A 15,784-nucleotide genomic window follows, 5' to 3' on the forward strand; every position below is an offset into this window, starting at 1 on the left:
CAAGAAATGCGCCTGGAACGACGACTATCTCATCAATGCCATCACTCATATGCGATAGCCCTGCCCAAGTGGGGGAGATGTCCGGCAGGACAGAGGGGGGCGCCGTAGAGCGCTGCCATAACCTAGTAGCCCTGCCGCGGTTCTCCTTCTTCCTGGCCCTTGCACCTGTATTCCTGCCCACCCCCGCCTTCGCCCACGCCTCCGACCGCGGCCACGTCCTGCTCCTCCCCACCGGCTACTACGTCGCCGGCGGCGCGCTCGCCGTCGCCGCCAGTTTCCTTGTCCTGGCGCTACTGAGGCCGGACTCCCTCGACCGCTTCTGGCGCAAACGCCTGCCGCTTTTCACCTTCGGCGACGGCGCGCGGACTGCCGTCAGCCTGATATCCTTTGCCGGCTTTGCAATTCTCACTGCCGCCGGCCTGTTCGGCAGCCGCGATCCGCTCTCCAATCCGCTGCCGCTGACCGTATGGACATTGCTCTGGGTTGGGCTGGCTTTGCTGCAAGGGCTCAGCGGCGATCTCTGGTCGTGGCTCAATCCGTGGTACGGGCCTTGCCGCGTCGTCTCGCGCCTGTCCGACAGAACGGAGCCACGGCGGCTGCCCCAGTGGCTCGGCTATTGGCCGGCTTTCGTGCTGTTCTTCGCCTTCGCCTGGTTCGAGCTGATCGACCCGGCGCCCGATGACCCGGGGCGGCTGACCTGGGCCGCCGGCGTCTACTGGCTGCTAAGCTTCGCGGCCATGCAGGTCTTCGGCTACCGCGGCTGGACCCGCAGCGGCGAGTTCCTGACAGTGTTCTTTTCGATGGTGGCGCGCTTCGCCATCGTCGAACGCAACGAGGACGGCCGGCTCAAACTCTGCTGGCCGGGCGCTAAGCTGCTCGAGGATGCGCCGCTGCCGCTCAGCGGCGTCGCCTTCCTGCTGCTTGCGCTGTCGTCGGTATCCTTCGACGGCCTGTCGAAAACCTTCTTCTGGCTAGGCCGGTTCGGCATCAATCCGCTGGAGTTTCCGGGACGCACCGCCTTGATCGGCATCGGCAGTTTCGGCCTTGTGCTGACGCTTGTCGTGCTTGCGGCCGTGTTCGCGCTTGCCGTCTTTCTTGGCCAGCACCTTGCCGGCAGCAAGCATTCCCTCGCTCACGCCGCAGGGCTGCTAGTCTGGTCGATCGTGCCGATCGCGCTCGCCTATCACTTCGCGCATTATCTGACGGCGCTGCTGGTCGACGGCCAATATGCGATTGCCGCTCTCTCCGACCCGTTTGCGCTGGGCTGGAACCTGTTCGGCACCGCTGAACTGCCAATTGAAGCCGGCGTCGTCGCCGGCGCCGGCTCGGCGTGGTGGCTGTGGAATCTCCAGGCCGGCGTCATCATAGCCGGCCACATGCTTGCAGTGCTTGTCGCCCATGGCTTGGCCTGGCGATTGCACCCCATTCCCGCTCGCGCCGCGCTCAGCCAGTTTCCGCTCACGTTGCTGATGATCGCCTACACCGTCTTCGGCTTGTGGCTGCTTGCGACGCCAACCGCCGGGTGAACGAGATGCGCGATGCCCGTCAATCGAACCTTGGGGAAAGCTCGCTTGCCACGTCAGAGCTTTGGTGATTTAGTTTGTACACATGCAATTTTCGGCCCTCTTAGCAAGAGTGGCCCGCCTCGCTACAGCCATTGGTCAAAGCTCAAAAACAAGGGGAACTGCCGTGACTGACAAGAATGGGTTTTTCGATCTCTCCAGATCCGCTCTCACCCGCCGCACGGCGCTGAAGGTCCTTGCCGCCGGCGCCGGTCTTGCCGTCGCGCCGGGCTTCGTGCGCTACAGCCAGGCGCAGAGCTCGGCGCCGATCAAGATCGGCTTCCAGTCGCACCGCACCGGCATCGGCGCCGCCTATGGCCGCTGGTACGAGAAGACCACGGCCGCGGCGGTCAAGGCGATCAACGATGCCGGCGGCATCAACGGCCGGCCGGTCGAGGTGATCATCGAGGATGACGGCACCGATCCCGGCCGGGGCGCCGAAGTGGTCGGCAAATTCGCCTCCCAGCACAAGACCGACATCGTCTACGGCACGCTGTTTTCGCATGTCGTCATCGGCTCGGCGCCGGCCGCCGGCGAGGCCAAGATGCCCTATTTCGTCGTCAGTGAAGGTCACCACGTCGCGTCGACCAAATTGAACCGCTACGTCTTCCAGCCCGGCATCACCGACGTGAAGAGCCAGATCCAGTCGATGGCGCCGTGGATTGCCGCCAATGCCGGCAAGAAGGTGACGCAGATATTCCCCGATTTCGCTTTCGGCTACGATCATCGCGACTACCTGCCGCCGGCGCTGAAGGCGCAAGGCGCCGAGGTCATCGCGCAGATCGCCATCCCGCCGACGGAATCCTCCTTCACCAAATATTTTCCGCAGATCCCGGCCGAGACCGAGGTGATTTACCACGTCATGGTCGGCCCGGCGGTGCTCACCTTCGTCAAGGAACTCGGCGAGTTCTACGGCTCCAACCGGCCGCAATTGTTCGGCTTCATCGATTCGCTCGAAGCCACCGACATCAACAGCCCCGGCCTCGAATTCCTCGACGGCAGCCATTTCTGGGAAGGCTCGCCACGTTATGCGCAGCCCGATGACTCCCCTGCACAGAAGGCCTATCGTGCCGCCGTCGGCATCGACGACAATGGTGCATCTGTCGGCGATCCCAAGGACGTCTCCACCGCCGCGCACATGTTCGGCTGCTGGGAAACGCTCTACGTCGTCAAGAAGGCGATGGAGGATGCCGGCTATAAGGGCCCGGAAGACCGCGCCAAGCTGGTCGAGGCGACCGAGGCGTTGACCGAGTTCGCCGAGGGGCCCGAGCATCCGCAGGGACCGAAAACCTTCAACGGCAAGATCCACCAGTGTTTTGGTATCCAGAACATCTCCAAGGTCGAAGGCGGCCGGCTGAATGTCGTCCACAAGACCAAGATCGAGGACGGCCTCTACGAGCCGGAAGGGGATTACACGACGCAGGCGCTGTGAGCTTGGCTGCTGCAGCAAGCGTGAGCGCCAAGACACCCCCCTCTGGCCAGAGGGGGGTGCTTCGCGCATCCGCCGGTGCTTAGCCGATGCACTTCGGACCCCACCTGCTCCTCGCCGCCCTCGAAGGCCTCGTCACCTCCGCCGTCCTGGCGCTGACGGCGCTTGGCCTGTCGCTGGTGTTCGGCGTCATGCGCGTCGTCAATGTCGCGCATGGCGAGTTCTTCATGCTGGGCGCGGTGCTTGCCTGGGCGATTTCTACGGCGATATCCGGCCATCCGGCGCTCGGCTTCCTGGCCGCCCTGGTGCTGGCGCCGCTGATCGTCGGCTTGATCGCACTGCTCGCCGAACGGCTGGTCCTGCGCCGGCTCAACTACAATCCGGAAGCCACCATCGTCGCCACCATCGGCATGCTCTACATCATCCAGCAATTGGCGCTGACCTTCTACGGCCCGGAGGCGCGGCCTGTGGAGCCGCCGTTCAGCTACCGCATCCTCCTGCCGTGGTTCGGCTATTCCGGCTACAAGCTGTCGATCATCGCCGCATCCGCGCTGCTTCTGGTCGCGACCTGGCTGGTGCTGACGCGCACGAAAATCGGCCTCATCATGCGCGCCACGCAATATGACAGCGAGACGGCGCAGGCCTTTGGCATTCCGGTGACCAGAGTCTATGCCGGCGTCTTCGCGCTCGGCGCCATGCTGGCGGCTGTGGCCGCGGTGCTGATCGTGCCGATCAGCCAGGCCCACTATCTGATGGGACAAGACCCGCTGTTGCTGTCGTTCATCGTCGTCATCATCGGCGGCCTCGGCTCGCTGCGCGGCACGGTCGTCGCCGCGGTGCTGATCGGCCTTTCCGACGGCATCATCTCGGTGTTCTTCTCACCGACGCTGGCCAAGATCATCGCCACCTTGCTCGTCGCCATGGTGCTGGTGTTCCGGCCGCAGGGCCTGTTCGGGACGGCATCGCGATGAAGGATGCTTCGCCGGCAAAGCCATATGCGCTGCACCTCGGCGTCATCGCCCTGCTTTTCGCCCTGAGCTTCGTCTTGCCGGAATACCATCACGGCCTGCTCGCTCGCATCATGGTGCTGGCGGTCTTCGCCATGGGCTACAATCTGCTGTTCGGCTATGTCGGGCTGCTCAGCCTCGGCCATGCCATGTTTTTTTCAGCCGGGCTCTATGGCGCCGGCCTCGCCGTCATTCATCTCGGCTGGAGCGTATCGGCCGCCTTCGCAGCCGGGCTTGCCTGCGGCGCACTTCTCGCGCTGGTGATCGCGCTGCTGGCGCTGCGCACCTCCGGCGTCGCCTTCATGATCGTAACAATGATGTTCGCTCAGGTATTCTATCTCGTCATCCTCTATCTCGCCGCCTGGACCGGCGGCGACCAGGGCATGGTCGTACCGCAGTCGATGCGTGTCCTTGTCCTGGGCAGCACGTCGCTCGACCTCACCAACCCGACCGTGCGCTATATGAGCGCGCTGGCGCTGTTCTCGATCGTGCTGCTTATAAGCCTGGCCATAGTCCGCTCCGGCTATGGCCGCGTGCTGGTCGCCATCCGCGAGAACGAGGAGCGGACAAAAATGCTCGGCTACGATACGTTTTCCAACAAGCTCGCCGCCGTCATCGTCTCCGGCACCATCTGCGCGGGTTCCGGCGCCGCCTATGCGCTGCTGTTCGGCTATGTCGGCTCGAGCTTCGCTTCGGTGCAGTATTCCATCCTGCCGCTGCTCTGGGTGCTGCTGGGCGGTGCTGCCACCACGCTCGGGCCGCTGATCGGCACGCTGTTCATGTACTATGTCATCGACGTCGCTAGCGGCTACACCTCCGCCTATCTGCTGATCGTCGGCATCGCGCTGATCCTGCTGGTTTTGTTTTTCCCAAAAGGCATTCTCGGCAGCATTCGCCAGCGCTGGCTCGGATGGCTGCCATGATGCCGCTTTTGACCACCAAAGACCTGTCGCGCAGTTTCGGCGGCTTGCGCGCCGTCGACGGCGTCGACTTCGCGCTGATGCCGGGCGAGATCCGCGCTGTCATCGGCCCCAATGGTGCCGGCAAGACCACCTTCGTCAGCCTGGTCAGCGGCCGCATCCAGCCCTCGTCGGGCACGATCATCTTCGACGGCGCCGATATCACCAGCCTGCCTGCCTACGCCAGGGTTCGCCTTGGCATCGCCTATACATTCCAGATCACCAGCGTCTTTGCCAATCTCAGCGCCTACGACAATGTTGCCCTGCCGGTGCAGCGCACGCTGACCGACAGCCGCTCGAAGGGCGCGGTTCACACCGGCGTCATGGCGGCGCTCGAGCGCACCGGACTTGCCGACTGGGCGCAAATGCCGGCCGGGCAGTTGTCCTACGGTCACCAGCGCCTGTTGGAAGTGGCGATGGGGCTGGCACTGAAGCCGCGGCTGCTGATCCTCGACGAACCGACGCAAGGGCTGGCCGACAGCGAGATCGACAATTTCATCGAGCTGGTGCGCGAGATCGCCGATAGCGCCACCGTGCTTTTGATCGAGCACAACATGCCGGTGGTCATGCAGCTCGCCGACCGCATCACCGTCTTCAACGCCGGCAGGATTTTAGCTGAAGGCACGCCCGAGCAGATCCGCGCCAATGCCGCGGTGCAGGACGCCTATCTGGGGACGACCCATGGCTGAGGCCCAGTCCAGGGCACTGACGATCTCCGGGCTTGATTGCTTCTATGGCGAGGTCCAGGTGCTCTATGGCCTCGATCTCGTCTTGAGCGAGGGCGAGGTGCTCTGCCTGTTCGGCCGCAACGGCGCCGGCAAGACGACGACGCTGAAGGCGATCATGGGCCTGGTGCCGGCAAGCGCCGGCTCGATCCGGCTCGAAGGGCGGGAATTGACCGGCCTGCCGGCGCACGAGGTGCCCAAGGCCGGCGTCGCCTATGTGCCGCAGGGCCGGCGGCTGTTCGCCGAGATGACGGTGGCTGAAAACATCGAGATCGGCCTGATGGCCCGCAACAAGGGCAAGGCGACGCGCGAAAACGTGCTCGATCTCTTCCCGCTGCTGCGCCAGCGCCTTAGGCAGCGTTCTGGCACGCTATCGGGCGGCGAGCAGCAGATGCTGGCCATGGCCCGCGCCCTGTGTCTGGAACCACAGGTGCTCCTACTCGACGAGCCGACCGAAGGGCTGATGCCGTCGATGATCGCCAAGATCCGCGAAACCGTTTCGAAGCTGCGTGCGCTTGGCGTGTCGACAATCCTTGTCGAGCAGCGCGTCGATGCCGTGCTCTCGGTCGCAGACCGCGTTTGCTTCATCGAAAACGGCCGCAACCGCGGGACGGTCGACGTTGAGGAACTGCGTGCTGATCCCTCGGCGGTCCGCCGCTATGTCGGCGTCGGCTGATCAGGCAAAAAACAGCAAGCCGGCGAGCAGGAAAGTCGGGATCAGCACGGCGCCCGACCACGCCATGTAGCCAAAGAAGCTCGGCATCTTGATGCCGCGATGCCTGGCAATGGCATAGACCATGAAATTCGGCGCATTGCCGACATAGGTGTTGGCACCCATGAACACCGCGCCGGCCGAGATCGCCGCCAGCGTCGAGGCGAGCTCGGACATCAGATGCTGCGCATCGCCGCCGGCCAGCTCGAAGAACACCAGATAGGTCGGCGCATTGTCGAGGAAGGACGACAGGGCCCCGGTCAGCCAGAAATAAGCGAGATTGTCGGGCGCGCCGGTCGGCGAGCTGACCAGCAGCACCAACGGCGCCAGCGCGCCGTCGAGGCCGGCCCGCAATATGGCGACGACCGGCACGATGCAGATGAAGATGCTGGCGAACAGCTTCGCCACCTCGGCAATCGGCCCCCAGCTGAAGGCGTTTGCGCCGCGAAACTCCTTTGGCGAGACGACAAGCGACGTGAAGGCCAGTATCAGGATGGCGGCGTCGCGCACCAGATTCTGCAGCTCGAGGCTGACGCCCTGAAAAGAGAAACTCACTCCCGGCTTCCAGGCAGCGGAAATCAGGATCGCGGCGATCACCCCTGCCAGCAGCGGGATGTTGGCCAGGCCGCGAATGCGCACCTTGCTGTCGGGCGTCGGATCCTTGATCTTCGGCGCGCCTTCCTCCCGGTGATGCATGATGATGTCGATCGCCAGGAAAACCGCCAGCACCACGCCGGCGACGAACAGTGTCTCGGGCAACAGGTGAACTGTCGTCCAGAAGAAATCGACGCCGCGCAGGAAGCCGACGAACAGCGGCGGATCGCCGAGCGGCGTCAGCGACCCGCCGATGTTGGACACCAGGAAGATGAAGAAGATGACGACATGGGCGTTGAAGCGCCGGTTGTCGTTGGCGCGGATGAGCGGCCGGATCAGGATCATCGAGGCGCCGGTTGTGCCGATGATCGAAGCAAGCACAGCGCCGCCCAGCAACAGCCCGGCATTGACCAGCGGCGTGCCGTGGATGTTGCCGGCAACGAAGATGCCGCCCGAAATGGTGAACAGTGCGAACAACAGGATGATGAACGACATATATTCGGTGAGCAGCGCGTGCAGCACCGCCTGCGTTGCCGACGGGATGCCGAAGGCGAGCGCCAGCGGCCCGATCACCAACGCTGCCCAGAAAGCGGCAATCTTGCCGTAATGGTGCTCCCAGGCATGACGGAAGAGCAACGGCCCGGTCGCGATGCAAAGCAATAGCCCGGCAAACGGCAGCACCCACCACAGCGACATGGCGGCGCCCGGCAATTCGTGCGCTTCGGCCGCGAGAACCGCTCCCGGAGAAAAGATTGCGGCAATCAGTGCAGCACTTGCCGTCAACGCCGCAAACCGCATGAAGCCCCTCAAAAGTCTGTCAGGTTCGGCTGGATGACGTTCAAATCAGTGCCACGCCGGCATCGCGCATCCGGCCCAGCATCCTCTCCACGGAGCCGTTGAGATCGATGCCGCGGCAGGCGTCGAGCCGCACGGACGTCTCAAAACCGAGCTTGACCGCGTCGAGCGCCGAAAAGGCGACGCAGAAATCCGTCGCTAGGCCGACCAGGGTCAGCGTCTCGATGTTCCGATCCCGAAGATAGCCGGCAAGGCCGGTCGGCGTCGTCCGGTCGTTCTCGAAGAATGCCGAATAGCTGTCGATCGCAGGACGGAACCCTTTGCGGATCACCAGCTCGGCCTTGCTCCAGGCGAGGCCCGAATGGAAATCCGATCCCAGGCTGCCCTGGATGCAGTGATCCGGCCACAGCGTCTGGTGGCCATAAGGCACATCGATCGTTTCGAACGGTTGCTTGCCGGGGTGGCTGGAGGCAAAGCTGGAATGGCCGGCAGGGTGCCAGTCCTGCGTCAGCAGGACGTGCTCGGTCCGCCGGATCAGGTCGTTGACCAACGGCACGATTTCGTCGCCGCCGGCCACTTCCAGGGCGCCACCCGGGCAGAAATCGTTCTGCAGGTCGATGACGACAAGCGCTTCGTCGGCCATGGAGCCTCCTTATTTTCTTGGTCTTGAGCTTAGGCTCCAATGAAAACGCGACCGGACGCAGAAACTTGACCAGATGGCCGGCTGCGTCAACCTCTCACGGCATAACAAATGCGTTCCGGGCGCACCGGTGCCCATAGCCGTGCAAACTCTGGCTTTGACAATTCCTGCCGGCTTGATATCATTTGCATACGAATGAATTTCCTGCCTTGCATGCTCGGGAAAATCTTTCGGCAGGATCCCCTCTCGGGAAGTCCATTCTGGGAAGGCAAAGCGTGATCCGTTACGCAAAACCCACCACGGTCGACGACGCCCTCGCTTTGCTGGGCGAAGGACAATGGCGCATCCTCGCCGGCGGCACCGACTTCTATCCGGCACAGGGCAGCAAGCCTTTCCGCGACAATGTCCTCGACATCAATGGCTTGGCGGCATTGCGCGGCATTGCCGAAGCCGAGAACCATTGGCTCGTTGGCGCGCGCACCACCTGGACCGATCTCGTCCGCCATCCGCTGCCGGCGGCTTTCGACGCGCTGAAGCAGGCGGCGCGGGAAGTCGGCTCGGTGCAGATCCAGAACGTTGCCTCGATTGCCGGCAATCTTTGCAATGCCTCGCCGGCCGCCGACGGCGTGCCGGCGCTGCTGGTGCTCGACGCCGAGGTCGAACTGCGTTCCTCGGTGGCGACCCGGCATCTGCCCCTTGCAGAATTCATCCTCGGCAACCGTTGCACCGCTCTGCAGCCCGGCGAAATGGTCACGGCAATCCGCATTCCCAAACCCGCGACCGCCGGCAGCTCCGCCTTCGTGAAGCTTGGCGCACGGCGTTATCTCGTGATCTCCATCGCCATGGCCGCCGCACGCCTGGCCATCGAAGATGGCATCGTCAGGAACGCGGTCGTCGCCGTCGGGTCCTGCTCGGTCGTCGCCAGGCGCTTGGCGGGCGTCGAGGCGGCGCTGCGCGGCCGTCCGGTCGGCCCCGCGCTGGCCACTGCCATCCAATCCGCGCCAATGGACGAGCTGTCGCCGATCGGCGACGTGCGCGGCAGCGCCGAATATCGGCTGGATGCGGCGCGCGAGATCGTTGCCCGTGCCGTGCTTGGTGCTGTGGGCGCTATTCCCGGCGAAAGGGCGGCAGCATGATGGGCATGGAGCGCGCCGACATCGCCTTCGAGGTCAACGGCGCCGCCGTCAGCGTTTGCGTGCCGCCGGTGCGGCGGCTATCCGCCGTGTTGCGCGACGAGCTGCGGCTGACCGGCACCAAGATCGGCTGTGATGCCGGCGATTGCGGCGCCTGCACGGTGCTGGTCGACGGCGAGCCGGTCTGCGCCTGCCTGATGCCGGCGGCTTCCGCCTCCGGCACCGTGGTGACGACCGTCGAAGGTCTCGGCGATGGCAGGCTGTCGGCGCTGCAGGCCTCGTTTCTCAGCCATGGCGCAGCACAATGCGGCGCCTGCACGCCCGGCCTGCTGGTCGCCGCAACGGCACTCCTGGACAGGACGCCTTACCCGAGCGAGGCCGAAACGCAGGATGCGCTGGGCGGCGTGCTCTGCCGCTGTACCGGCTACCGCAAGATCGTCGCCGCGGTGATGGATGCTTGGCGCCACGCCGATGGTCTCGATCCGCGCATGCCATTGTCCGGCCATGCCGTCGGCTCCTCTCCGATCCGCCTCGATGGCGTGCCGAAAGTCACCGGCGTCGAAAAATTCGGCGGCGATTCCTTTCCCATGGATGCACTGTCGGTGCTGGTGATCCGCTCGCCGCATTATCATGCGGCCTTCAGCTTCGGCGATCTCGATGGCTGGGTGAAATCCCGTCCCGGCATTGCCGGCGTCTTTACCGCCGCCGACATTCCGGGAAAGAATTGTTTCGGCGTCATCGCGCCCTTCGCCGACCAGCCGGCGCTGGCCGAAGCATTTTCGCGCTTTCGCGGCGAGGCGGTGGCGCTGGTTGCCGGCGAACGCGAGGCCATCGTCGATCTCGACCTTGCTGATTTTCCTGTCAGTTGGACCGAATTGCCCCATTTTCTGGAGCCTTGCGAAGCACAGGCCGGCGGTGCGTCACTGGTCCATGAAAACCGGCCCTCGAACTTGCTCACCTCCGGCTTCGTCGAGCGTGGCGACCCCGAGGCCGCCCTTGCCGGTGCGGCTTTCGTCGTTTCCGGCGCCATCGACACCTCCTATGTCGAGCATGCCTATATCGAACCGGAAGCCGGCTATGCCTTCATGGACGGCGATACGCTGGTCGTCGTCGCCTGCACGCAGGCCCCCTATATGGACCGCGACGACACGGCAAAAGTGCTCGGCCTTGCCCCGGAAAAGGTGCGCATCGTGCCGACCGCCACCGGCGGCGGCTTCGGCTCCAAGCTCGATGTCTCGCTGCAACCGCTCATCGGCCTCGTCGCCATGAAAACCGGCCGGTCGGCGGCACTCGCCTATACCCGCACCGAATCGATGATCTCGACCACCAAGCGCCATCCCGCTCGGATGAGAGCGAGCATCGGCGCCGATGCCGACGGCCGCGTCACCGGCATGGTCTTCGCCGGCGATTTCAACACCGGCGCCTATGCCAGCTGGGGGCCGACGGTCGCCAACCGCGTGCCGGTGCACGCCTCCGGCCCCTATGCGACGCCGAACTATCGCGCCGAAGGCCGCGCCATCCACACCAATGGCCCGATTGCCGGCGCCTTTCGCGGTTTCGGCGTGCCGCAGGCGACGATCATGCAGGAGACCCTCTATGACGAGTTGGCCGACAAGCTAGGCATGGACCGGCTCGACTTTCGCCTGAAGAACTGCCTTCGGAACGGATCCGAAACAGTTACCGGGCAGCGGCTCGAGTCAGGCGTCGGCATCGCCGACTGCCTGGAGGCCCTCCGCTCACATTGGCGGCGTGCCCTTCGTGATGCCGAAGCGTTCAATGCCGGTAGCAGCATCAAAAAACGCGGCGTCGGCGTGGCCTCTTGCTGGTACGGCTGCGGCAACACCTCGCTGCCCAATCCGTCGACCGTCAAGGTCGGCATCTCGGTATCGGGTGAAGTCGTCCTGCATCAGGGGGCGGTCGATATCGGGCAAGGTTCGAACACTGTCATCGCGCAGATCTGCGCCGACGCGTTGGGGCTTCCGCTTGAAAAGCTCCGGCTGAAAGGCGCCGACACGGCGATCACCCCCGACGCCGGCAAGACATCGGCCTCGCGCCAGACCTTCGTCACCGGCAAGGCCGCCGAAAAGGCCGGCCGCGCCTTGCGCGATGAGATCTTGCGTTTCGCCAATGTCTCGGAAAAGGCGGCGATTGCGCTGGACGGCACAAGTCTGAGCATCGGGGAAGGCGAAGCGACGCGCCGCATCGATCTTTCCTCGCTGAAGGCAGACGCCGAAGGATTCGTCTTCCGGGCCGAGGAAAGCTACGACCCGCCGACGCAGCCGCTCGATGCAAAAGGTCAGGGCAAGCCTTACGCCGTCTATGGCTATGGCGCCCAGATCGCCGAACTGGAGGTCGACCTCAGGCTCGGCACCGTGAAGCTGATAAAAATCACCGCCGCGCACGATGTCGGCAAGGCCATCAATCCCTTGCTTGCCGAAGGCCAAATCGAGGGTGGCATCGCCCAGGGCATCGGCATGGCGCTGATGGAAGAATACATCCCCGGCCGCACCGAAAACCTGCACGACTATCTGATCCCGACGATCGGCGACGTGCCGCCGATCGAGACCATCTTGATAGAAGTTCCGGATCCGGAAGGACCCTTCGGCGCCAAGGGTTTGGGCGAGCATGTGCTGATCCCGACGGCGCCGGCGATCCTCAACGCCATACGCCATGCCGCCGGTGTGGTGGTCACCAAGATTCCGGCGACTCCGACCCGCATCCGCGCCGCCATCCTCGACAAGGAGGCGCGCCGATGAGCGAGCTTGCCGAACGCTTCGAGACACACGATCCCGGCGAGAAGCTGGTGGCGGAGAAGATCCGGTGCGATGCCTGTCCGGTCATGTGCTACATCGCCGATGGCCGCACCGGCGCCTGCGATCGCTACGGCAATGTTGGCGGCAGGATCGTGCGGATGGATCCGCTGACCATCCTCGACCACGCGGCCGAGACAGGCGGCGCGGTCGTGCCCTTTGCCGAGGAAGGCAAGGGCTGGGACGGCGAACTGGTCAACACCGGCCGCCGCTTCGTCACCGCGATCGGCGCCGGCACCACCTATCCCGACTACAAGCCGGCGCCCTTCATCGTCAGCCAGGAGGTCGAGGGCGTCGATCTGGTCACCGTCGTCACCGAGGGCATCTTCTCCTATTGCGGCGTCAAGGTGAAGATCGACACCGACCGTCATATCGGCCCCGAAACGGCAACGGTCCGTGCCGAAGGCGAGGCGATCGGCCATGTCACCACCGGCGAATACGGCTCGCAGATGCTGTCGCTGGGCGGCGTGCATCATTTGACCGGCGGCTCAAAGGCTGAAGGGCGCGCCACCTGTGATGCCATGCTCAGGCTGTGCAACCGCAAGCCGGTCGAGCTCGTCATCGACGGCGGCGCCACCGTCATCGTCGAAGCCGGCAAACCGCCTGTCATCGACGGCAAACTTGAGCAGCGCATGCGCGTCGGCTGCGGTTCGGCCACCATAGGCATGTTCGCCACCCAGTGGCGCGGCCTTGTCGACGAGGTGGTGGTGGTCGACGACCACATCACCGGCGTCGTCTCCGAGCATCAGGCGGGCAAGGTGCTTGGCTGGCAGGATACCGGCATCAAGATCATCGGCCGCCGTTCGACGCCGGGCCGCTATTTCAAGGTGTCGGAGCCCGGCCTCGGCTGGGGCGGCACCAATATCTCCGACCCGCTGTCGATCCTTGGTGAATGGAGCGCCAAAAAGGGTGCGCGCCCCGGCATGTCGCTGCTGATGGTCTCGACCACCGGTGAGCAATTCGCCTACTACGAGCTCGACGACGAATTGAAGCCGGTGCAGAAACCGTTCCCGGAGCGGCTGCGGAAGTCGGTTGAACTGATCGAGGACAATTGCGAGCCGGCGCTCTGCACCGTGCTTTTCGTCGGCGGCGCCGGCGGCTCGCTGCGCGCCGGCGTCACCGAGAACCCGGTCAATCTGACCCGCTCGGTGCAGGGCCTCAAGACCTATGTGACGGTCGGCGGCGCGCCGGTCTATGTCTGGCCGGGCGGCGGCATCACGCTGATGGTCGACGTCATCCGCGTGCCGGAAGGCGCCTTCGGCTATGTCCCGACGCCGGCGCTGGTGGCGCCCATCGAATTCACCATGCGCCGCGACGATTATGTCAGGCTCGGCGGCTATGAAGCCGAAATCCGCAGCGTCGACGATATCCTGGCCAAGGGCGGCGAGTATCTCAACCCGCGCCGCGGCAAGGCCGCACCTCGCGACAATCCCTGGCCGCCGCTGGTGCAGCTGCGGCGCGCGACGACAAATGGGGCAGGGTGATGAACGGCCCGCAGGCGCATTGGCTCGAGGACGGCCGAAGGCTTCACCTCAATCATGGGCCGATCGATCTGATCGTCGAGGCCTTCGGCGAGGCGAGCGAATGCCGCGCCGCCTATCATCAGGCGGCAACGCGCTTCCAGACAATCCTGCCCGAACTGGTCGAAGAGTTGCCCGAACTGCGTCGCCAGGCGCCGCTGCGTCCTCGCATGTTTGTCGGCCCGACGGCACGTCGCATGGAAGCGGCGGTCGTTCCGCTAGCGAAACAATTCATCACGCCGATGGCGGCCGTCGCCGGCTCGGTAGCCGACGAAGTGCTTGGCGTTCTGCTCGCCGGCCGCCGGCTCGAGCGCGCCTATGTCAACAATGGCGGCGACAGCGCGATCCATCTCGGCCACGGCCAGTCGATGACGCTTGCCATTGCCGGAACAGGTCACGGACTGGCAGACCGTCTCACGATCCGCGCCGAAGACGGGATCCGCGGCGTCGCAACAAGCGGCTGGCGCGGCCGGTCCTTTTCGCTGGGCATCGCCGACGCCGTCACCGTGCTGGCGCGGACGGGTGCTGAAGCCGACGCCGCCGCGACCTTGATCGCCAACGCCGTCGATCTGCCCGGTCATCCCGCCGTTACGCGCGTACGGGCGCGCGATCTCGCCCCGGACAGCGATCTGGGCGACCGACAGGTGACGCAAGACGTAGGGCCACTGTCCGCCGTCGAAATCGCTACCGCGTTGGACAGCGGGCTTGCCGTGGCGGAAGACTTTCGGCGGCGCGGCCTGATTGCCGCCGCGGCGCTTTTCCTCGACGGTCAGGCGCGCATCGCAGGTCCGATGGCGCTCGCCAATAAAGTTTTAGAGAGGGAAATTGCCCATGCCTGAGTTTCCGATCCGCAAGATCGCCGTGCTGACCGAAGAGATTTTTCACGAAGGCGGGCCGGTGGCGAAGGTGCCGCGGCGCCGCGCCGCGGCCATGGCCGTGGTGAAGAACCCGTTCGCCGGCCGTTACGTCGAGGAACTGCAGAGCGCGATGGAGGATTTGAAGCCGCTCGGGCTGCTGCTCTCCGACAGGCTCATTGCCGCATTGGGCGGCGACGTGAAACAGATCGACGGTTATGGCAAGGGTGCCATCGTCGGCGCGGCGGGCGAGCTGGAGCATGGCGCGCTGTGGCATGTGCCGGGCGGCTATGCCATGCGCGAACGGCTTGGCGACGCCAAGTCGATCGTGCCGTCGTCGAAGAAGGTCGGCGGCTTCGGCGCGCGGCTCGATGTGCCGCTCGGCCACATCAACGCGGCCTATGTGCGCAGCCATTTCGATGCCATGGAAATCGGCATCAGCGATGGCCCGCGTCCCGACGAGATCCTGTTTTGCCTCGCAATGACCTGCGGCCCGCGCGTGCATGACCGCATGGGCGGGCTGGCTGCCAAGGACATCAAGGCATGGGATGGGCTGAGGTGAGCGCCGAAGACAATCTGCTCAAGCTGGTCGAGGCCGAGGAACCTGACGAAAACGACTATCGCTTGCAGGAGCAGGTCGGCTTTATCCTGCGCAAGGCGCACCAGCGCCATGTCTCGATCTTCGCCGCACACATCGCCGATCTGACGCCGCCGCAATTTGCCGCCCTGGCCAAATTGCGCGACGTCGGCGAGACCTCGCAGAACCAGCTTGGCAGCCTGATCGCCATGGATGCGGCGACGGTGAAAGGTGTCATCGACCGGCTGAAAGCGCGAGGCTTTGTCGAACTTAGCAAACACGAAGTCGACAAACGGCGCCTGCTGGTCAATCTGACGGCCGAGGGGCGCGACTCGATCGAGCGGCTGATTCCGCTTGCCCGCGAGATTACGCAGGAAACGCTGGCACCGCTTTCCGCCAAGGAGGCTGCCATTTTCATGAAGCTGCTGGCCAAGCTGGCTTGAGCTGCCACCTGCCGAGCGTTTAGT

14 protein-coding genes are annotated in these 15,784 nt (G+C 64.7%); 12 read left to right on the forward strand and 2 right to left on the reverse strand.

Features of this window, described 5'->3' with window-relative positions:
* Positions 1–77 precede the first annotated feature (77 nt).
* From NKI22_RS26795 to NKI22_RS26820, 6 genes are all read left to right on the forward strand, one after another.
* Entirely contained in the window at positions 78–1,526 is a 1,449-nt protein-coding gene (locus NKI22_RS26795) for a hypothetical protein (protein WP_352816655.1), read from the forward strand.
* A gap of 163 nt (positions 1,527–1,689) precedes the next feature.
* Positions 1,690–2,994 (forward strand): ABC transporter substrate-binding protein, encoded by a 1,305-nt coding sequence (locus NKI22_RS26800; RefSeq protein ID WP_023718162.1) that lies wholly within the window; start codon positions 1,690–1,692, stop codon positions 2,992–2,994.
* An 86-nt stretch (positions 2,995–3,080) separates the two neighbouring features.
* Positions 3,081–3,962 (forward strand): branched-chain amino acid ABC transporter permease, encoded by an 882-nt coding sequence (locus tag NKI22_RS26805; RefSeq protein ID WP_023718163.1) that lies wholly within the window; start codon positions 3,081–3,083, stop codon positions 3,960–3,962.
* Positions 3,959–4,921: a branched-chain amino acid ABC transporter permease gene (locus NKI22_RS26810; protein WP_023718164.1), complete on the forward strand. Its 963-nt coding sequence runs from the start codon at positions 3,959–3,961 to the stop codon at positions 4,919–4,921. The genes NKI22_RS26805 and NKI22_RS26810 overlap by 4 nt, the downstream gene beginning before the upstream one ends.
* Complete coding sequence (locus NKI22_RS26815) at positions 4,918–5,646, forward strand: ABC transporter ATP-binding protein (RefSeq protein WP_023718165.1); 729 nt, start codon at positions 4,918–4,920, stop codon at positions 5,644–5,646. Before NKI22_RS26810 ends, NKI22_RS26815 begins: the two co-directional genes overlap by 4 nt.
* Entirely contained in the window at positions 5,639–6,358 is a 720-nt protein-coding gene (locus tag NKI22_RS26820; RefSeq protein WP_352816650.1) for an ABC transporter ATP-binding protein, read from the forward strand. Before NKI22_RS26815 ends, NKI22_RS26820 begins: the two co-directional genes overlap by 8 nt.
* Here the strand turns inward: NKI22_RS26820 and NKI22_RS26825 are convergent, their stop codons facing one another.
* Both NKI22_RS26825 and pncA read right to left on the reverse strand, forming a co-directional pair.
* Positions 6,359–7,786, reverse strand: coding sequence for a sodium:proton antiporter (locus NKI22_RS26825; RefSeq protein WP_352816647.1), 1,428 nt, complete (start codon positions 7,784–7,786; stop codon positions 6,359–6,361).
* A gap of 40 nt (positions 7,787–7,826) precedes the next feature.
* Positions 7,827–8,426: a bifunctional nicotinamidase/pyrazinamidase gene (pncA, locus tag NKI22_RS26830; protein ID WP_023718168.1), complete on the reverse strand. Its 600-nt coding sequence runs from the start codon at positions 8,424–8,426 to the stop codon at positions 7,827–7,829.
* A 272-nt stretch (positions 8,427–8,698) separates the two neighbouring features.
* On the opposite strand from pncA, the gene NKI22_RS26835 reads away from it, so the two are divergent.
* Genes NKI22_RS26835 through NKI22_RS26860 form a run of 6 tightly spaced genes read left to right on the forward strand, consistent with a single transcriptional unit; the run spans position 8,699 to position 15,760 of the window.
* Positions 8,699–9,559 carry an FAD binding domain-containing protein gene (locus NKI22_RS26835; RefSeq protein WP_023718169.1) on the forward strand — a complete coding sequence of 287 codons (861 nt, stop codon included), beginning with the start codon at positions 8,699–8,701 and terminating at the stop codon, positions 9,557–9,559.
* Entirely contained in the window at positions 9,559–12,312 is a 2,754-nt protein-coding gene (locus tag NKI22_RS26840) for a molybdopterin-dependent oxidoreductase (RefSeq protein ID WP_352548074.1), read from the forward strand. Before NKI22_RS26835 ends, NKI22_RS26840 begins: the two co-directional genes overlap by 1 nt.
* Positions 12,309–13,850 (forward strand): 6-hydroxynicotinate reductase, encoded by a 1,542-nt coding sequence (locus tag NKI22_RS26845; RefSeq protein ID WP_352484339.1) that lies wholly within the window; start codon positions 12,309–12,311, stop codon positions 13,848–13,850. The genes NKI22_RS26840 and NKI22_RS26845 overlap by 4 nt, the downstream gene beginning before the upstream one ends.
* Complete coding sequence (locus NKI22_RS26850) at positions 13,850–14,725, forward strand: UPF0280 family protein (protein WP_352484338.1); 876 nt, start codon at positions 13,850–13,852, stop codon at positions 14,723–14,725. The genes NKI22_RS26845 and NKI22_RS26850 overlap by 1 nt, the downstream gene beginning before the upstream one ends.
* A complete protein-coding gene (locus tag NKI22_RS26855) occupies positions 14,718–15,302 on the forward strand; it encodes an amino acid synthesis family protein (protein ID WP_023718173.1) in 585 nt (194 codons plus the stop codon). The genes NKI22_RS26850 and NKI22_RS26855 overlap by 8 nt, the downstream gene beginning before the upstream one ends.
* A complete protein-coding gene (locus tag NKI22_RS26860) occupies positions 15,299–15,760 on the forward strand; it encodes a MarR family winged helix-turn-helix transcriptional regulator (RefSeq protein ID WP_352484337.1) in 462 nt (153 codons plus the stop codon). The genes NKI22_RS26855 and NKI22_RS26860 overlap by 4 nt, the downstream gene beginning before the upstream one ends.
* Positions 15,761–15,784 lie beyond the last annotated feature (24 nt).

The organism is Mesorhizobium sp. M0778 (assembly GCF_040320105.1).
Taxonomy (GTDB): Bacteria; Pseudomonadota; Alphaproteobacteria; order Rhizobiales; family Rhizobiaceae; genus Mesorhizobium.